Annotated in this window: 17 protein-coding genes; 7 read left to right on the forward strand and 10 right to left on the reverse strand. The window is 62.7% G+C overall.

Translation table 11 applies throughout. The annotated features are described in order from the left end of the window. The first annotated feature begins 15 nt into the window (after nucleotides 1-15). Complete coding sequence (gene ppa / locus J2W46_RS14320) at nucleotides 16-543, forward strand: inorganic diphosphatase (protein WP_027775628.1); 528 nt, start codon at nucleotides 16-18, stop codon at nucleotides 541-543. A gap of 321 nt (nucleotides 544-864) precedes the next feature. Next, on the forward strand, nucleotides 865-2,973 hold the full coding sequence (locus J2W46_RS14325) for an FUSC family protein (RefSeq protein ID WP_310354508.1): 2,109 nt from the start codon (nucleotides 865-867) through the stop codon (nucleotides 2,971-2,973). A 12-nt stretch (nucleotides 2,974-2,985) separates the two neighbouring features. On the opposite strand, the gene J2W46_RS14330 is transcribed toward J2W46_RS14325, so the two are convergent. Together J2W46_RS14330 and J2W46_RS14335 are read right to left on the reverse strand one after the other, a co-directional pair. Beyond that, nucleotides 2,986-3,312 carry a GIY-YIG nuclease family protein gene (locus J2W46_RS14330; protein ID WP_310354510.1) on the reverse strand — a complete coding sequence of 109 codons (327 nt, stop codon included), beginning with the start codon at nucleotides 3,310-3,312 and terminating at the stop codon, nucleotides 2,986-2,988. Nucleotides 3,313-3,321: 9 nt separating this feature from the next. Next, nucleotides 3,322-4,491, reverse strand: a complete 1,170-nt coding sequence (locus J2W46_RS14335; RefSeq protein WP_027775625.1) for a GNAT family N-acetyltransferase — start codon at nucleotides 4,489-4,491, stop codon at nucleotides 3,322-3,324. A gap of 156 nt (nucleotides 4,492-4,647) precedes the next feature. Between J2W46_RS14335 and J2W46_RS14340 the strand changes: the two genes are divergently transcribed. Together J2W46_RS14340 and glnK are read left to right on the forward strand one after the other, a co-directional pair. Beyond that, nucleotides 4,648-6,393 (forward strand): NAD+ synthase, encoded by a 1,746-nt coding sequence (locus tag J2W46_RS14340; RefSeq protein ID WP_310354511.1) that lies wholly within the window; start codon nucleotides 4,648-4,650, stop codon nucleotides 6,391-6,393. Between the two features lie 147 nt (nucleotides 6,394-6,540). Beyond that, complete coding sequence (glnK, locus tag J2W46_RS14345; RefSeq protein ID WP_006048444.1) at nucleotides 6,541-6,879, forward strand: P-II family nitrogen regulator; 339 nt, start codon at nucleotides 6,541-6,543, stop codon at nucleotides 6,877-6,879. A gap of 221 nt (nucleotides 6,880-7,100) precedes the next feature. Here glnK and J2W46_RS14350 read toward each other — a convergent pair whose 3' ends face one another. The 5 genes from J2W46_RS14350 to J2W46_RS14370 all read right to left on the reverse strand — a co-directional run bounded on the left by J2W46_RS14350 (nucleotide 7,101) and on the right by J2W46_RS14370 (nucleotide 12,157). Further along, nucleotides 7,101-8,222 (reverse strand): porin, encoded by a 1,122-nt coding sequence (locus J2W46_RS14350; protein ID WP_088172923.1) that lies wholly within the window; start codon nucleotides 8,220-8,222, stop codon nucleotides 7,101-7,103. Nucleotides 8,223-8,839: 617 nt separating this feature from the next. Beyond that, the gene (locus tag J2W46_RS14355) at nucleotides 8,840-9,619 is read right to left on the reverse strand and encodes an ABC transporter ATP-binding protein (protein ID WP_020065251.1); all 780 of its coding nucleotides are present in this window, start codon (nucleotides 9,617-9,619) and stop codon (nucleotides 8,840-8,842) included. A 42-nt stretch (nucleotides 9,620-9,661) separates the two neighbouring features. Then, on the reverse strand, nucleotides 9,662-10,375 hold the full coding sequence (locus J2W46_RS14360) for an ABC transporter permease (protein WP_020065252.1): 714 nt from the start codon (nucleotides 10,373-10,375) through the stop codon (nucleotides 9,662-9,664). Next, on the reverse strand, nucleotides 10,372-11,061 hold the full coding sequence (locus tag J2W46_RS14365; RefSeq protein WP_020065253.1) for an ABC transporter permease: 690 nt from the start codon (nucleotides 11,059-11,061) through the stop codon (nucleotides 10,372-10,374). The genes J2W46_RS14360 and J2W46_RS14365 overlap by 4 nt, the downstream gene beginning before the upstream one ends. Before the next feature lie 319 nt (nucleotides 11,062-11,380). Continuing rightward, a complete protein-coding gene (locus J2W46_RS14370; RefSeq protein ID WP_310354514.1) occupies nucleotides 11,381-12,157 on the reverse strand; it encodes an ABC transporter substrate-binding protein in 777 nt (258 codons plus the stop codon). Between the two features lie 402 nt (nucleotides 12,158-12,559). On the opposite strand from J2W46_RS14370, the gene J2W46_RS14375 reads away from it, so the two are divergent. Then, nucleotides 12,560-13,270 (forward strand): pirin family protein, encoded by a 711-nt coding sequence (locus J2W46_RS14375; RefSeq protein ID WP_310354516.1) that lies wholly within the window; start codon nucleotides 12,560-12,562, stop codon nucleotides 13,268-13,270. Nucleotides 13,271-13,503: 233 nt separating this feature from the next. Here J2W46_RS14375 and J2W46_RS14380 read toward each other — a convergent pair whose 3' ends face one another. After that, the gene (locus J2W46_RS14380) at nucleotides 13,504-14,040 is read right to left on the reverse strand and encodes a periplasmic heavy metal sensor (protein ID WP_020065257.1); all 537 of its coding nucleotides are present in this window, start codon (nucleotides 14,038-14,040) and stop codon (nucleotides 13,504-13,506) included. Between the two features lie 220 nt (nucleotides 14,041-14,260). Here J2W46_RS14380 and J2W46_RS14385 point away from each other — a divergent pair, with 220 nt between their 5' ends. After that, the gene (locus J2W46_RS14385; protein ID WP_013338547.1) at nucleotides 14,261-14,986 is read left to right on the forward strand and encodes a response regulator; all 726 of its coding nucleotides are present in this window, start codon (nucleotides 14,261-14,263) and stop codon (nucleotides 14,984-14,986) included. Beyond that, nucleotides 14,970-16,286: an ATP-binding protein gene (locus J2W46_RS14390; protein WP_310354518.1), complete on the forward strand. Its 1,317-nt coding sequence runs from the start codon at nucleotides 14,970-14,972 to the stop codon at nucleotides 16,284-16,286. The genes J2W46_RS14385 and J2W46_RS14390 overlap by 17 nt, the downstream gene beginning before the upstream one ends. 151 nt (nucleotides 16,287-16,437) lie before the next feature. Here J2W46_RS14390 and J2W46_RS14395 read toward each other — a convergent pair whose 3' ends face one another. Continuing rightward, nucleotides 16,438-16,704, reverse strand: coding sequence for a double-stranded DNA-specific endonuclease (locus J2W46_RS14395; protein ID WP_020065259.1), 267 nt, complete (start codon nucleotides 16,702-16,704; stop codon nucleotides 16,438-16,440). Between the two features lie 113 nt (nucleotides 16,705-16,817). Beyond that, nucleotides 16,818-18,503, reverse strand: coding sequence for a sensor domain-containing diguanylate cyclase (locus J2W46_RS14400; RefSeq protein WP_027804193.1), 1,686 nt, complete (start codon nucleotides 18,501-18,503; stop codon nucleotides 16,818-16,820). Nucleotides 18,504-18,588 lie beyond the last annotated feature (85 nt).

Below are 18,588 nucleotides of genomic sequence, written 5' to 3' on the forward strand. Positions count from 1 at the left end.
GACCAGAGAGCGCTCATGAGCTTCAATCACGTCCCCGCAGGCAAAGATCTTCCGCACGATTTCAACGTCATCATCGAAATCCCGGCGCAGAGCGACCCGGTGAAATACGAAGCCGACAAGGATCTGGGCCTTCTCGTCGTCGACCGTTTCATCGGCACCGGCATGCGCTATCCCGCCAACTACGGCTTCATTCCCCAAACGCTGTCGGGCGACGGCGACCCGGTCGACGTGCTGGTGATCACGCCGTTTCCGCTGCTGGCTGGCTCGGTGGTCCGCGCACGCGCGCTCGGCATGCTGCAAATGACCGACGAATCCGGCGTGGACGCAAAGCTGATCGCCGTCCCGCACGACAAGATCTGCCCGATGACTGCCGACCTGAAGTCGATCGACGACGTCCCGGCGTACCTGAAAGACCAGATCAAGCACTTCTTCGAGCAATACAAGGCGCTCGAGAAGGGCAAGTGGGTGAAGGTCGAAGGCTGGGCGGGTATCGAAGCCGCGCACAAGGAAATCAGCGAAGGCGTGGCGAACCACAAGAAGTAAGCGGCTCGACGCGCTGATCGGAAGAATCACTGTTTCGCCGATCCAGTCGCCTCATGCAAAAAACCGCGCGAGCCCGAAGGGGCCGCGCGGTTTTTTATTCGATGTGAGGATTGTGACGTCGAGCGTCGAAATGCTGGTATAGCCGCAGTGCATCCCGAAGATGAACCGAAGCCATTTTTATATCTCGGTGTAAACCCTTATTATTTGTGGCTCGCGGTGGATTCGGCTCACTGCCAGGACGTCTGCGAAAGCGCAGCAGCGAGCCCGCAACAAGCCCGCGCCAAACCAGCAACAAGCCCGCTTTGGGAGCACACCGTCCGGATGATGAACCGCAAGTCCAACCTGGCATCTTCTTCGCCCCGATGGTCGAATCGGCTGTATGCGATCGCGACGGCGATCTATCGCAAGCGGCCGGTATGGATGGTGTCGTTTTCCGCCAGCGAGGCGAGTCTCTCCGAAGGCTTGCGCGCCGCATGCGCGTCCACGGCGATGCTTGCGCTCGGCAATCTGCTGCACGATCCCACCTTCGCGTGGGCCGCGATCGGCGCGTTCTGGACCTGTCTCGCGGATGCCGCCGGTTCGAACCGCGCCCGCTTTGCCTCGATGATGGGCTTCGCGCTTCTCTCCACGCTATGCGGCGGACTGACCGCTTTCGCGTCGGCAGAGGGAACGGCGTTCGCCGCGCTTGCGTTGCTTATTTTCACGAGCCTCGGCGCGTTCGGACGTATCTGGGGCGCTGCGACGTCGCAAGTGACGATTCTCGCCGCGACCGCTTGCGTCGTGATGGTCGATCGGCCCATGCGCGATGTGCGCGAAGGTCTTGCATTTCTCGGCGTCTATCTGATCGGCTGTCTGTTCGCGGTCGCGTTGAGCCTGACCGTCTGGCGCATCCATCCATTCGGCACGAGCCGTGCTTCACTGCGGACGGTGTATGTGCGGCTCGCGGACATTGCGCTCGACAGCGCGCGTCTGCTTCAGCAGCGCAGCACCCCGCGCGAGTGGGCGACGCACGCCGCGAAATTCCGCGCGGATGCGCGCGCGGCGCTCGAACGCTCCCGCAAGACACTGGCCAGCGTGCCGGCGACGCGAACCGGCGCACGTGAGGCCTACGACACGCTGCTCGCGTTGCTGACGGAAGGCGAGGCGTTGTTCGCCTATCTGATCGCCGTCTCCGGTGCGTGCGAAAAAATGCCCGGCGATGAACGGCGCGCGACGCGCGCGGCGCGTCTCCTCACGGGCATGGGCGAGACGCTGCGCAGCATCGGCGCACAGGCGAACGAAGGGCGCTGGGAGCTTCTCGCCGAGTTGCAACTCCGTGTGCGGCGGCTCGCGGGGCGCCTTGAAAACGCGCTGATGGAGCCGGTGAAACTCAAGTCAGACTTCGAGCTCGTCGATTTCACGCCGGTGCAAGCGCCGCCGCCGCGCTTCGCGGACAGCGTCGCTGCAACGCTTGCGCGCGTCTGGGCGACGCTGAAGGCGAACCTGTCGCTCGAGTCCGTCGGTTTGCGTCACGCGGCGCGCGTGGGCGTGACGACGACCGCGGGCTTTCTCGTGATCCGCGCGCTCGGCTTGCCATTCGGCTATTGGGCGACGATGGCGACGCTGCTGATCCTGCAGCCTTCGATCGCGGCGACCTGGCCGCGCAGTATCGAGCGCGCGGCGGGCAGCATCGTCGGCGGCGTGCTGGCTGCGGGCATCGGCTATGCGATTCATTCGCCGCTCGGCATTTCACTCGCGGTCTTTCCGCTCGTCATGGCGACGATGGCGTTGCGCCCCGTCAGCTACAGCCTGTTCGTGCTGTTCCTCACGCCGACCTTCGTGCTCGTGGCCGACTTCGCGACACCGGGCGCAAGTGAATTCGCATACGCGCTCACGCGGCTCGGCAACAATGTGCTCGGCTGCGTGCTGGCGCTTTTCGCGACGTTCTATTTGTGGCCGACGCGGGAGAAGGGCGACTACCGCACGTATCTCAGCGACGCGGTCCGCGCGAATCTCGCGTATCTGATCGCGGCGCTCGAATCGCCTCGTCGAAGCGAAAAGGACATGGAGCGTTTGCGCCGCGCGGCCGGTCTCGGCAGCAACAACGCCGAGGAAGCCATCGCACGGATTCGCCTCGAAAAGCTGGAGGACTCGCTAGTCGATACGGTAACGCTGACGGTGTTGAGTCTGTTGCGAAAAATGGCGGGCACGGCGACGCAGCTTCGGCTGAGTGCGAACCGGCGCGAGATGCAGGATAGCCACGACGAGCTTCGCGTGTGGCTCGCGGCTGTGAACGCCGATATCGAGGCCGCGCTGAATCGGACGATTTTGCCGCTGCGACACGACCTTCCGGCGCGCGAGCGGCTGACGTCGCTCGAAGCCGATGCAGTGGGTGAGCTTGCGCTGATGCAGCGCTTACTCACCGAGCGCATGCGCGAGGCGCGGGGCTAAGCAACCGCGCCGTCAGGAAGCGCCGTTTTCCTCGGTCGCCTCTTCGATGCTGGTCGAAGCGGGTTCCACGACCGGCACCACCGACTCGAGCGTGCGTCCGCCCGCCGCGAGCACGCGCTTTTCCGAGGGCGCAAGGCGCTTCACCCAATACTCGGCACGCGAAGCACTGGAGCGGTCTGCCAGTTCGAACGATGCCAGCACGCGCACCGGCTTGCGTGAACGGGTGTAGCGCGCGCCCGCGCCGCTCACGTGTTTGTCGAAGCGCGCCTGCACGTCGGTTGCGATGCCGGTGTAGACGCTGCCGTCCGAGCATTCGAGCAAATAAAGAAACCACGCCATGGATGCGCGTCAGCCTTTGAACGGATTGTGTTCGCGCAGCTCGTCCACATACGCGTGGATGCTGTTCTTTTCATTGTCGAGGAAGTGGCCGACGGCATCGGCGAAAGCGGGATGCGCGAGCCAGTGCGCCGAGCGCGTGACCGTGGGCAAAAAGCCTCGGGCCATCTTGTGTTCGCCCTGCGCGCCGCCTTCAAATGCGCCGAGCTTTTCTTCGATGCAAAATTCGAGCGGCTGGTAGTACGCGGTTTCGAAGTGCAGGCACGGCACGTGTTCGAGCGCGCCCCAGTAACGGCCGTACAGCGTGCCGCCTGTTTTCGCGTCGCGCTGATAAACGACGAGCGAGCTCGCGATCGGCTTGCCTTCATATTCGGCGATCACGAGCAGCAGATTCTCCGGCATCGACGCGCCGATCATGCGGAAAAAATCGAGGTTCAGATACGGAGTCGAAAAGTGCTCGCGGTAAGTTTGCCGATAACACTTGCTGAAGAAGCGCCAGTCGGCGTCCTGAATGTCTTCGCCGCGAATCCTGCGCATCGTGACGCCCGCCTCGTGTACTTTGCGTCGTTCCGCGCGAATGTTCTTGCGCTTCTTCTGTTCGAGCGTCGAGAGGAAATCGTCGAAGTCGCGGTAGCCGTCGTTGAGCCAGTGGAACTGCACGCCTTCGCGTTGCATCATGCCCATGTCGGCGAGCGCACCCGCTTCGGCTTCGGTCGGAAACAGCACGTGCAGTGAGGACACATCGGCCTGCTCGGCGAACGCCATTAGCGTGGCCGCGAGATGCCGCAGCGCGTGCGCGTCGGCGGACAGCAGCCGGTTGCCTTGCACGGGCGTGAACGGCACGGCGCACAGAAGCTTCGGGTAGTAGGGCAAGCCGTTGCGCTTGTAGGCGTCGGCCCAGGCCCAGTCGAACACGTACTCGCCATACGAGTGACCCTTCAGATAAACCGGCGCGGCCGCCGCGAGCTTGCCGGTCAGCGGGTCGGTCAGCGTGACGAATTGCGGCGCCCAGCCCGTGTCCGCAACCGCGCAACGGGTTGCGTGCAGCGCGCTTAGAAACTCATGCCGCAGAAAAGGCGTGGGCTGTGGCTGCTGAGCGAGAAGGGCGTTCCATTCGGCCGCGTCCACCTCGGAGGGCGACGCCAGAATGCCCGTGCGATAATCAAAGCGTTCCTGATTCAACTTGTGTGACTGTCCCAATGAGCGACGCGGCGCGCGTTATATCACGTCAAGCACTGCGTCGTTCGTTTATCCGAGTTGGCCGTTCCGTCGAGCCCAAAACAAGCCGCTTTATTTGCAAGCCCTCCGCAAGCTCTTCGCTTGCCCGTCGATCCTGCCATGAAGACACGAATCGCTCTCGCTCAAATCAATGTCACCGTCGGCGATTTCGCCGGCAACGTCGCGAAAATCGTCGCTGCCGCGCGTGACGCGCACAACGCCGGTGCGAAGCTGCTGGTCGCGCCGGAACTCGCGTTATCCGGGTATCCGCCCGAAGATCTGCTGCTGCGCCCCGCGTTCTATACCGCGAGCGCTGCTGCATTGGCCGATCTCGCCGCGCAACTGAAGCCGTTCGCCGGCCTGCATGTGATTGTCGGCCATCCGTTACGCGAGGTGGGCGACAGTGCGGCCCAGGGTCATGGTAATGCAAACGCGCCGATCCAGCGCGGCGTGCCGCCGGTCGATACGTTCAACGCGGCTTCGCTGCTTGTCGACGGCAAGGTAGCGGGCACCTATCGCAAGCAGGATCTGCCCAACACCGAGGTGTTCGACGAAAAGCGCTATTTCGCATCAGACGCGCAGCCGTTCGTGTTCGAGCTCGACGGCGTCAGGTACGGCGTGGTGATCTGTGAAGACGCGTGGCATGCGTCGTCCGCGCAAATGGCGAAGGCCGCGGGCGCGCAGGTGCTGCTGATTCCGAACGGCTCGCCGTTCCACCTGAACAAGGAAGCGGTGCGCTTCGACATTCTGCGAGCGCGGATTCGCGAGACCGGGCTGCCGATGGTCTACGTCAACATGGTCGGCGCGCAGGACGAACTCGTGTTCGACGGCGGGTCGTTCGTGCTCGACGCGCAGGGCGAACTGGTCGCGAAGATGCCGCAGTTCGAGGAGGCGACCGCAATCGTCGAGTTTGAAGCGGCTCGCCCGGTGCGCGACGAAACAAAAGGTGGCAACGGCGGCGGCAACAGCGGCGGCAACGGCGGCATCGCGCCGGAGCTTTCGCTCGAAGCGCAGGTTTATGCGGCGCTCGTGATGGGTGTGCGCGATTACGTCAACAAGAACGGCTTTCCGGGCGCGCTCATCGGTCTGTCGGGCGGCGTCGATTCGGCGCTGGTGCTGGCGGTCGCGTGCGACGCACTCGGCGCCGAGCGCGTGCGCGCAGTGATGATGCCGTCGCGCTACACGGCTGACATTTCGACCACTGACGCCGCGGAAATGGCACGCCGCGTCGGCGTACGCTACGATGAAATTGCGATCGCGCCGATGTTCGACGCGTTCCGCAGCTCGCTCGCGCAGGAATTCGAGGGCCGTCCGGAAGATGCCACCGAGGAAAACATTCAGGCGCGTATTCGCGGCACCTTGTTGATGGCGCTGTCGAACAAGTTCGGCTCGATCGTGCTGACCACCGGCAACAAGAGCGAAATGGCGGTGGGTTACTGCACGCTTTACGGCGACATGGCCGGGGGCTTCGCGGTGATCAAGGACATCGCGAAGACGCTCGTCTATCGCCTGTGCCATTACCGCAATGAAGCCACGGCGTTCGGCAAGCAGAATGTGATACCCGAGCGGATTTTGACGCGCGCGCCGTCCGCGGAATTGCGCGAGAACCAGACCGACCAGGACAGCCTGCCGCCCTATGACGTGCTCGACGCGATCATGCGCATGTATATGGAAGAGGACCGCTCGCTCGCGGAAATCATCGCCGCGGGTTACGCGGCCGAAGACGTGAAGCGCGTTACGCGGCTCATCAAGATCAACGAATATAAACGCCGACAGGCGCCGATCGGTATTCGCGTTACGCATCGCGCGTTCGGTCGCGACTGGCGTTATCCGATCACGTCGCGCTACACCGAACCGGTGGAGTGAAGAGGCGCGCCGCTTGCGCCGGACTGCCCTAAAGGGCGGCGGGTCGCGGCGGCGCGCGTCGCCGGACTGCCGCAACGCATCCGGCGCGGCGTAGAATAAAAATCATCCATTCCTTTTCACTCTTCCAGTCACGAGACGAGGTTCGCCATGAAGCGCATCACCGCAGTCATCAAACCGTTCAAACTCGACGAAGTGCGCGAGGCGCTCGCTGAAGTCGGCCTGACGGGCCTGACCGTCACCGAGGTCAAAGGATTCGGCCGCCAGAAAGGCCATACCGAGCTCTATCGTGGTGCAGAGTATGTGGTCGACTTCCTGCCGAAAGTGAAGATCGAGGTGGTCGTGGCCGACAATCAATGCGATCAGGTGATCGACGCGATCATCGGCGCAGCCCGCACCGGCAAGATTGGCGACGGCAAGATTTTCGTCGCGGACGTCGAGCGCGTGATCCGAATCCGTACCGGCGAAGAAAACGAAGCGGCAGTGTAAAGCCGCTCGCGCACCGAAGCGGTGCGCCGGCGCCGAAACAAGGTCCGCGCAAGCACCACGCGAGCCTCGCGCAACATCGCAAAACGCCGTGCGCCAATAAAAAACGGTGCGATACCCTTTCGGACATCGCACCGATACGCGCCTCTCGCAGCAGCGTGAAAAAGATTCTCTTGAAGAACTTCTAAGCCCCGAAGGCAGTGCCTTCGGGGAACACCGTTCGATTAGAACGAGTGTTGAATACCTGCGTACACACCGGTCTGGCTGTGGCCAGGCAGCGGGTTCTCGTTGTACGTAGTCGTGCCGCCCGAAGTGATGTTGCCGCCAGGGCCTGCAGCGTTCGCGTCGAGACCGAAGTTAGCGGTCTTGCTGTTACGCGCGGTCGCAACCTGGATGTCCAGCAGCGTGCGCTTGGACAGGTTGTACGAACCGCCGATCGTGTAGATCGTTGCGTTGCCGCCGTTCTTGTTGGCGTTGACGTGATACACCGCCGCGATCAGGGCTGCGGCCGGCGTGGCTTGCCACGTCACACCACCCCATTCGTGATCGAGCGACGTCGGCGTCGTGCCTGCAGCGCTAGCAGCGGCGGACGTACGGACTGCCTGGTATGCGCCCTGGATCTTGAACTGACCGAGGAACACGTTGAAGGCTGCCGTGTATTCGCGCGATGCGGTGAACGGGTCGGTGAAGTTACCGTTTGCGGCGTTGCGGATTTCGTCATAGATACCGCGAACCTGGAACAGCGACGACGTGTACGTCAGCTGCAGACCTGCTTCACGGCCTTGCGGCGTCGTGCCGTTACCGTTCCAGTTCGTTGCGTTCGACAGTGCGTACTGACCGTACATGTCAAAGCCGTAGAACTTCGGCGACTGGTAAGCGAGGTTGTTGCTCGATTGCGGCCAGTTGCGGCCACGCACCAGCGATGCCGACGACCAGTTCGACTGACCGAACGGGTCGAAGTCCCACACGCCGTTCGAGATGAAGAGCATGCGACCCATCGTGAACGTACCGTACGTATTGTTCGACAGACCGACCGTTGCCCAACGATTGAAGAGACCGCCGCCGCCAGGACCTGCGCCCGTCATGGTGTTGAACGAGCCTTCCAACTGGAACAGGACCTTGTTGCCGCCGCCGATGTCTTCGACGCCCTTCATGCCCCAGAGGCTCGTGCCCCAGTCACCGCTTTCCGCGCGCCAGCGCGACGTGGAGCCGGTGTAGTTGGCGTTCGGCAGACCGCTTATGTATTCGATACCCGCGTCCAGGCGACCATACAGTGTCACGCTGCTTTGGGCATGCGCAACAACGCCGGCCGACATCAGCGCAGCGGCGAGCAAAGCTTTCTTCATCTTCTCCTCCATACCCTGTCAAAAAGTGAAACCCAGTACTGCGAATGGTGTTCGGACGTAAGCGCTCCGAACAGAAATCGGTACCAGGGAGATTAGCGGGCGGATTAGGTCTCCTGTCCTGACGTGCAGCCTTGGGACTGTCTCGTCGTCACGCCGATCCCTCGCCGACCGGTTCTCCTCTGTGCTTTGAAGTAAAACTACTTTTAATGAACTTTGTTTTGCTACTTTGGTTACTAATTTATCAAAAATACACTTGTGTGGGAGAAGAAATTAGTACCGGCGTTGACCTGTGTCTCCAAATTGCAATACGGATGTGTGCAAAGGCGCTTTCAAGCGCCTTGAAAAATAGCTGAATCCCTTGCGTGACAAGGGAATCACGGATCGGCGGGAGCAAGATTAAGGATTGCCACTATTGACGCTTCCAAAACGGCAAGGTAGTGCGAAAACGAGGGGCTGGAAGGGCGGTACGGCGGGGTTTTCGCGGTCGAAATGCATGGATTACGCAGGTGACCGAAACAAAAAAGGCGCTCGTAAGCGCCTTGTAAAACTACTTTCACTACAAGCGGTAAATGAGACACATGAGTTTGTCTCAAATACCAGGTTCTCCGATATGTCCGCTATTTGAGACTTCCGGAAAGAAACTGCTTGAGGCGCTCGCTACGCGTGTTGCGGAACACTTCGTCGGGGTGGCCTTCTTCTTCCACGCGGCCCTGATGCAGGAACATCACGTGGTTCGACACATTGCGCGCAAATGCCATCTCATGCGTGACAACGATCATCGTGCGGCCTTCCTCGGCGAGCGTCTGCATGACCTTGAGGACTTCGCCGACCAGTTCGGGATCGAGCGCGGAGGTCGGTTCGTCGAACAGCATCACGTCGGGATGCATCGCCAGAGCGCGCGCGATGGCGACGCGCTGCTGCTGGCCGCCGGACAGATGCGACGGATACTGCTTCTCCAGGCGCGGCGCGAGACCGACCTTCTCCAGATACTCGCGAGCGCGATCTTCGGCTTCCTTGCGCTTGAGGCCGAGCACGTTCACGGGCGCTTCGACGATGTTTTCGAGCACGTTCATGTGCGACCACAGGTTGAAGTGCTGGAACACCATGGACAGCTTGGTGCGCACGCGCTGCAACTGCTTCGGGTCGGACACGCGCAACGCACCGTTCTTGGCGATCTGCGTGCGGACTTCTTCGCCGTCCACGAAAATGCGCCCGGCGTTCGGCTGTTCGAGAAAGTTGATGCAGCGGAGCATCGTGCTCTTGCCGGAACCGGACGAGCCGATCACGCTGATCACGTCGCCGGCATTGGCCTTCAGCGTGACGCCCTTGAGAACTTCGTTATCGCCGTACTGTTTGTGAAGCTCGTCGACGAAGAGCTTTTGCTTCGTTGTGTTCATCAGAATCCTTGGGCGTGCTTACGTGCTGGCGCAATGCGCCGGTTACTTGCCTTGCGGCCGCAGGTAAGCGAGCCAGCGGCGCTCGGCGCGGCGGAACAGCCACACCAGCGCGAAAGAAATGCACAAATAGAGCAGGGCGGCGATACCGAACGCATTGAACGACTGATACGTTGCCGAGTTGACGTCGCGCGCGATCTTGAGAATGTCCGGCACGGTCGCGGTGAATGCGACAGTCGTGGCGTGCAGCATCAGGATGACTTCGTTGCTGTAATACGGCAGCGCGCGGCGCAGCGCCGAAGGCAGAATCACGCGCCGGTACAGGGTGAACGACGACATGCCGTAAGCGCGTGCCGCTTCGATTTCGCCATACGGCGTAGCCTTGATGGCGCCGGCGAAAATCTCGGTGGTGTAGGCGCAGGTGTTCAGCGTGAACGCGAGCAACGTGCAGTTCATACCTTCGCGGAAAAACGCGTTGGTCAGCTCGTGATTGCGGACGATCTCGAGGCTATACAAGCCCGTGTAGCAAAGCAGTAGCTGCACGTAGAGCGGCGTGCCGCGAAAGATGTACGTGTAGAGCCACACGAGAGTGGAGAGCCATTTCTTCTTCGACACGCGCGCCACGGCGAGCGGAATCGACAGGCAGAAACCGAGGCCGATCGACACCACGAGCAGCCACAGCGTGATCGCGAGGCCGGTGAAGCGATAGCCGTCGGTATAAAGATAGTTGCGCCAGTATTCCTGAATGATCTCGATCATAGATCCGCCTTTCGCACGCCGGTCGAGTAACGCTTTTCGAGGTACATCAGCACGAAGTTGGACACTGTGGTGATGACGAGGTAGATCGCCCCCGCGAACAGGGTGAAGAAGAAAAACCGCAAGGTGCCTTTGCCCGCGTCCTGCGAAGCCTTGACTACATCCGCGAGGCCGATGATCGACACGAGCGCGGTGGCTTTGACCATCACCTGCCAGTTGTTGCCGATGCCGGGCAGCGCGAAGCGCATCATTTGCGGGAACATGATGCGCGAGAACACCTGCCAGCTCGTCATGCCGTAGGCCGCGCCCGCTTCGAGCTGGCCGCGCGGCACGGCGAGGAAGGCACCGCGGAACGTCTCGGTGAAGTACGCGCCGTAAATGAAGCCGAGCACCGCGACGCCGGCCACGAACGGGTCGATGTCGATCTGATCCCAGCCGAGCAGGTCGGTCAGATTGTTTAGCCAGATCTGGATGCTGTAGAAGAGCAGCAGCATCAGCACGAGGTCGGGCACGCCGCGCACGAGCGTGGTGTAGACCGTGCCGGCACCGTGCGAGAAGCGGTTCTTCGACAGTTTCGCCGCCGCGCCGACGAGGCCCAGCAAGAAAGCAAGCGCCAGAGACAACACCGCCAGTTTGACGGTCTGCCAGGTGCCGTTGAGAAGCAGCGGGCCGTAGCCTTGAAGGAACATATCGGGTCCTTGACGATGCGTTTGCGACGCACCGCGAAAGACGCGGCCGGCTCTGCACCGCATGTACCGCGAGCTTCGCTCGCTGTGATCCGCGGCGCACAGCGTACCGCTGTGCAAATCATGACTGCATGACCGTTGGCGGTCTTGCAGCGCGCTTTTCGACTCTCTTTGAAACTAGACCGACTGTATTACGAAGCCCGAGGGAAGCCCATGCGGGCGAGCCCCGAGTTCCATGGTGCCCGCGTCTCGCGCGAGCAGGCGAAGTGCCTGAAGCGGTGGCCCGCCTGTGAACCGTGCTCAGTGTCCGATCAGTGCCTGCTTAGTGCCCAGGATAGATCTCGAAGTCGAAGTACTGCTTTTCGAGCTTCGTGAACGTGCCGTCCTGATGAACCTCTGCAAGAGCCCGATTGAACATGGTCCGCAGATCGAAGTCTTCCTTGCGCAGACCGATGGCCGTGCCTTCGCCGATGGTTTTCGGGTCCTTCACTTCAGGACCGGCCCACGCGAAGCCTTTACCGCGCGGCGTCTTCAGGAAACCGGCGTCGGCCTGGATCTCGTCCTGCAGCGCGGCGTCGAGCCGGCCGGAGGTGAGATCGGCGTAGACCTGATCCTGATTCTGATACGGCACGACGGTCACGCCTTTCGGCTCCCAATAAGCCTTGGCGTAGGCTTCCTGGGTCGTGCCCTGTTCGACGCCGATGCGCTTGCCCTTCAGCGATTCGGCGGTGGGCAGGAGCGGCGAGCCGGCTTTGGCGATCATGCGAGCGGGCGCGTCGAACAGCTTGTCGGAGAAATCAATCTGCTCGCGACGCTTGTCCGTGACGGTCAGCGACGACACGATCGCGTCGAACTTCTTGCCCTTCAGTGCCGGGATGATGCCGTCGAAATCCTGCTCGACCCACACGCACTTCACGTTCATTCTTGCGCACAGCGCTTTGGTCAGATCGACGTCGAATCCGACGACCTGGCCGCTGGGCGCCTTCGATTCGAACGGCGGATAGCTGGCGTCGACCCCGATGCGTACGGTTTTCCATTCTTTTGCCATGGCGCCGGTGGCCATGACGGCGAGCGCTACGCACAGTGCGAGCTTCTTCATGTTTCTCCTGGGTCAAACTGATCGTCGTGGTGTCCGATCCCGACGAACGCCGGCTTGTGGCCGGCGCCGCTATTCTAGGCGGCCAAAATTGTCGCGCCGCTATGGGTCCCCTGCGCGGCGTTTCGGCGTTCAGGCGCTTTTGCGGCCACCATGTACGATGAAAAGCGCGGTATTTTACCCGAACAGGGGCGCGGCGCCAGTGCGCAATGCCGGTCGGACGGGCGCGGCGGCGCACGCGTTGCGTATGCGCGACGCGTAGGCGGGTTCAGCCAAAGTGAGATCGGCCGCGGCCTCGTGCGATTACGCGGATTTGCGAAACGATCCGGTGCATTCGCGCCGATTGTGCGGCGGGCGCGCAGCCCATACATTCTGGCCATCGCCAGATTTGACAGGGAGTACCTCATGATCGAAATTCGCCGTTCCGACGAACGCGGCCACGCCAACCACGGCTGGCTCGACTCGTATCACAGCTTCTCGTTTGCCGACTATCGGGACCCGCAGCATGTCCATTTCGGTCCGCTGCGCGTGATCAACGAAGACCGCATAGCGGGCGGCCAGGGCTTCGGCACGCACGGACACCGCGATATGGAGATCGTGACCTACGTGCTCGAAGGGGCGCTTGCGCATCGCGACAGCATGGGCAACGGCTCCACGATCCGTCCGGGCGACGTGCAGCGCATGAGCGCCGGCACCGGCGTGATGCACAGTGAGTTCAACGCATCGCAGGACGAAGAGGCGCATCTGCTGCAGATCTGGGTGATTCCGCAACGCGCGGGCGATCAGCCGGGTTACGAAGAGAAGCACTTCGAGGCCGCCGACAAGCGCGGCCGGCTACGGGTTGTCGCCTCGCCCGACGGCCGCGACGGCTCGGTGACGATCCACGCGGACGCGTCGATTTACGCCGCGCTGATCGACGGCACCGAGCAGGCCACGTTCACGCTGCCACAAGGACGACTCGCCTATGTGCACGTGGCACGCGGCTCGCTCACGGTGAACGGCGAGGCGCTTGAGGCGGGCGACGCGGCCAAGCTCAGCGAGACAGATACGGTGACGCTGGAAAAAGGGCACAACGCCGAAGTGCTGCTGTTCGACCTCGGCCGGCTCGAAGGCTAAGAGCGTTGGCTGCAGGCGGTCCTGGCGTAACTGGTTGAGCGCGCAACGACCTCGCAAGCGCGAGGTCTCCCCGTTATCACTCGGCGGGATCGCGCTAACAGAAGCTGAGCAGACACGAAAAAACGCCACGGAGAAGCTCCGTGGCGTTCTTTTTTGAAGGCGACCACGCGAATGGCCTTCGTTCATCGAACCGCACATTGGCTGCGCGGTCGCGCGTGGCTTACTGGCGTCGCTTACTGATTTGCAGCAGGCGCCGATGCCGCACCCTGCTGGTGATGCTGCCAGCGCTCGCGCATCTTCTCGTGACGCGATTCCATCTTCGCAAAGCGCTGCTTCAGCGCGGTGCTGACGGTTGTCTTCTGCTGATCGTTCAAGCCGTTATAGAACTTGAGCCAGGCGTCCGTGGTTTGCTGGCGCAACTGAGCGTCTTTCTGCTCGATCTGCTGATGCGCGGCGGCCATTGCGTTCAGATCGAGAATCGGCTGCTGCTGCGCGGACTTGAACTGGTCCTTCATCTGCTCGTGGTTCGCGCGCATCGCCTCGTGGCTCTGCTTCATGGTGTCGAGCGCGGCTTGCCACTGCTTTTCCTGATCCGCGTTCAGCTTCAACTGGTCATGAAGTTGCGTGAGTTCCTTCATGAAGTGCCCATGCCAACCGCCGGGGCCGCCGTGGGCCTCGTGAGCGGGTTGAGCCGCATAGGCTGCGCCCGCGCCGATGGCGAGAGCGGTGGCGGCAACGGCGAGGGCGCGCGAGATTTTTCTGGTGGACATGTCATGCTCCTTGTAATGGAATAGCCGACGATGCATCCGATCACTTTTGACGGCCTGCATTCGGTAAGACACAGCGTAGAGAACTGCATCGACCGCTGTGTTACGCGCCCTGGTGCCGCTGTTACGGGCCATTACGTGCAGCTTTCACGGTAACACCCGGTAACCCTTGAGGCCTGCTTGAAATCGAAAACCGTTCCTGTCGCGCGTTAAACTTCATTCCATGGCTACTCAAATACTTGTTGTCGACGACGACGTCGAATTGCGCGATCTTCTGCGCGACTATCTGGCCCGCCAGGGTATCGAAGTGTCGGTGCTGCACGACGCGGGCTCGCTCGAACGCAGGCTCGAGCGCGAGCGTCCCGATCTGATCGTGCTCGACCTGATGATGCCGGGTGTCGACGGGCTCACGGCGTTGCGCAAGCTACGCGCATCGGGCGACGACATTCCCGTCATCATGCTGACCGCGCGCGCTGACGACGTCGACCGGATCGTCGGGTTGGAACTCGGTGCGGACGACTACCTCGGCAAGCCGTTCAATCCACGCGAACTGCTTGCGCGCGTGCAGGCAGTCTTGCGCCGTCGCCGCACGCTGCCGTCGGCGGCTGCTCCCGAGCAGCGCGAGCCGTTCAGCTTCGGCCGTTTCACGCTGGACTTCCAGTCCCGCACGCTGCATCTGGAGGACAAGCCGCTTACGCTGTCCGGAAGCGAGTTCGCGCTGCTGAAAATCTTCGTGAACCACCCCATGCGCACGCTGACGCGCGAGCGTCTGCTGGAGTTGCTGCACGGTCCCGAGTACGACGGCACCGACCGCGGCATAGACGTGCAAGTGTGGCGTCTGCGGCGCATCCTCGAAACGGATCCGTCCACGCCGCGCTTCATCCAGACAGTGCGCGGGCGGGGCTACGTGTTCGTGCCCGACGGCGAACAGCATGCGCCGGCCCATTGATTCGCTGTTCGGGCGGCTGGCATTGCTGGTCGTCGCGGTGTTGCTGCTGTCGCATTTCGCGTGGTACGCGCTCATGCGCCTCGAGCGCAACCAGTTGCAAGCGCGTTACGCCGTCGAAGAAGCCACTTTCCTCGTCGACGCGGTGCGTCAGCACGTCGTCCGTAACCCCGACCAGCCGTTGCCTTCGCGCGTGAAACTGGTCGATCCGACGAGCCCCGAGGTGCCGCCGGAATCCCCGAACATGCCGCCGCCGCTGGAACGTTTTATCGAAGACGTTCGCGACCGCATGCCGTCCGGCACGCAGGTGCGCGCTGGCTTGCCGGGCGGCCCGCCCACGTTGTGGGTGCGCGGAACCGCCGACCACAGCTGGATCGTCGTGCCGGTTCAGCCGCTGCGACCGCCGCGTTCGCTCGACCGCACCGTGCTGTGGCTCGTCATGATCTTCTCGTTCGCGGTCATGGCGGCGCTCTTCGCCGCATGGGCGCTGCAGCAGCCTCTGCGCTCGCTTGCCCAGGCGGTTGCGCGATTCGGCCGTGGCCTGCCGGTGCCGCCCGTGCCCGAGCGCGGACCGCGCGAGTTGAGGCAATTGACGCACGGCTTCAATCAGATGGTTCAGGAAGTCGCGCGTACCGAGAACGACCGCGCGGTGATGCTCGCGGGTGTCGCACACGATCTGAAGACGCCGCTTGCACGCTTGCGGCTGCGCGCCGAAATGATGGATGAAGCCAAGATGCGCGACGGCGTCGTGCGCGATGTCGATTCCATGACGCACATCGTCGAGCAGTTCCTGGTGTTCGCGCACGACGGCGCCGACCGCAGCGAACCGGTCGAAGTCGACGCGCAATGCGAACGGGTCGTACGCAGTTATCGCGCAGTGGCCTCGGGCGCGCCGACCGTGGAAACCGAGCTGCGGGCGGGTCCCGGTTTCCGCCTTCCCGCCGCGACGCTCGACAGAATTCTGTCGAACCTGCTCGACAACGCGCACGCCTATGGCGCGCCGCCAGTCGTCGTTGCCACTGCACGCACCGCAGAAGGCTTCACGCTGTCGGTGAGCGACAACGGCAAGGGCATCGCCGCGCAGGATCTCGTCAATGCAAGCCGGCCTTTCGTGCGGCTCGACCCGGCGCGCGGCGGCAACGGTCACAGCGGTTTGGGGCTCGCCATCGTCGAGCGGCTGGTCCGGCGCGCGGGCGGAGAGTGGGAGATCGGCAACCACGGCGGCCGTGGCTTGCGGGTCTTGATGAGCTTTCCGTTTTCCGCCGTGCCTCAGGTGAAGACGGCCTCGGAAAGCGTCTGGTGATGTGGTCAGAGGCGCGGCCGTGCGCCGCGTCTTTCGCTGCTGTTGCCCGCGCCCTTGGCACGATGCCCGCTGCTCGAGCCTCTTTTCAAGCCGTCTTGATGAACGTGGGTGAGGAACCAGAACGCGGCATCGAGCTGGGCCAAGCGCCGCGCTAGTCGGAGAAGAGCGTGTTCAGCGCATTCGCTGCTTCGCTATCCACCGTATTCCAGGTCACGGTTTCGGCTTCGAAAATATAGTGCGTCGTGTACTTGCCGAGGCGCGCGAGGATTTCTTCCTGAATGACCTCCGGCGCAACATCCAGCTTCAGATACCAGGCCGTGGACGACAGGCGCGTCTGAAACGCGCCGTATTCGGCCAGCAGATGGTCGAACGCGTCAGCATCCTGATCGCGGCAAACGATGACCAGATTTCCCTTCATGCGAATCTCCCGTTAAAGCGGTAGCGACAACCAAGGTCAGTGTCGATCATACCTGCTTGCTTGCGGGAAGCCCGGCGCTTCGGCTTGCGTTGCGTCAGACAGCGGACACGCGGTTACCAGATGTTGGCCACCGTGCGCGCGGACGGCGCGGTGTCGTCAGGCGGCAGTGCTTCGGTGCGGTCGCGGCCGCCGGTCTTCGCGGCGTAGAGCGCCGTGTCGGCGCGGCTCATGATCCGTTCGGGGAGGTCGTCCACGGAAAGTTCGGTGATGCCGATGCTCACGCTGAGCGTGACCGAGGCGGGCAGCTTCGCCGACGGCACGGCCTTCAGGCGCAGGCGCAAGCGTTCGACCACTTCGCGGCCCCCGGCAAGATCGGTGGCCGGCAGCAGCAACCCGAACTCCTCCCCGCCGAGCCGGCCGATTGCATCGGCACCGCGCAGTTCCGCACGGCACGTGTCGACGAAATGTTCGAGCGCGCGGTCGCCCGCGGCATGGCCGAAGCGGTCGTTGATCTGCTTGAAGTGATCGAGGTCCGCGATAGCCATGCACAGTGGCTGATTGCCCAGATGCGCACGGTCGATTTCATGGCGCAGCAAGTCGAGGAAATAGCGGCGCGACAGCGCGCCGGTCAATGCGTCATGACGCGCCTCCGCCGACAGCAGCGTATTGGCCGATTGCAACTGTTCGGCAAGGTCGCGCGTGGCCCGATGGTGACGCCGCTCGCGCACGTACGAGACGGTGATCACCCATGCAAGCGCGACGGTGCCGGCGAGCGTCAGGAATACCAGCAGATGATCGCGCTTATGGTTGCGCAGCAGTTCGGGCCAGGCGGGCAACGGCTCGACGAGATGCGCCGATAGCCCCGAATTCAGACCGCCGCGAGTCTGATACAGCGACGGTCCCGGCTGCCCCGCCGAAGCGAACAGCTGCTCCGCGACAGCGGCGGACACCCACGGCGCTGCCTCGCGCACCTGCGCGTCCACGTGTATCTGGATATCCGGGAACGTGTCGCGGCGATAGGTCAGCTTGCGCTCCGCTGCGCGCATCTTCGTCACTGGGGAGTCCGGCAGTGCGTGGCCTTCGAGCTTGCTGTCGTGCGCCATGATGATGACGCCGTTACCGTCGGCGACGAAGGTCCCCGCATGGGCGACCCAGTGGCGCAGCCGCGCGATCCCCACCTTGGCGACGACTGCGCCTGTGAGTTCTCCGTCCGCGTAGACCGGCACGGCGATGAAGATGCCGGGCTCGCCACTCGTGCGGCCTACGCCATAGGCTTCCGAGAACGCGCCGAGCAGGGCGCTCGTGAGATAAGCCCGCACGCGCATGTCGACGCCGACAAAGGAACTGCGCGGCATATCGGTGAGGACATCGCTCGCGGCCACGCAGATGCCATTCGCATTCACGAGCCACACCTGATCGAGACCGGAGAAGCCCTGCGCGCGGTGCAGGAAGGTGCTCACGGCGGTCATTCGCGGGTCTTTTAGCAACGCGGCGCGCAGGGCGGGTTCCGTCGTCTCGCCGTTCGCGGCATAATTCCGGGATTGCACCAATGCGTTCTGAACCACGTCCATTTCGGCCATGGTTGCAGGAATGGCCCGCGACATCGCGAGGTCGCTTGCTATCACCTCCGCCATGTTGTCGACAATAGAGGCCGACATCTGGCGCTGGGCGTGCAAGGTCGCGGCAAGTTCTTGCTGTACCATCCGGTCCGCGACCATGCCGGCCACGAACCAGCAAGCCAGTAAGATCAGCACGAAGACGATCGGGCCGGTTGCCTGGCGCAAGGTTGTCCTGTTCATCGACCCTCTGATCCGTCTGGCTTAGACATGCAACTTGCTATTCGTGGCAGCGCCGCGGCGCTGTTTCGCCCCGCGTTTCGCGATT

It is taken from the genome of Paraburkholderia strydomiana, assembly GCF_031456815.1.
GTDB classification, from domain to species: Bacteria; Pseudomonadota; Gammaproteobacteria; order Burkholderiales; family Burkholderiaceae; genus Paraburkholderia; species Paraburkholderia caledonica.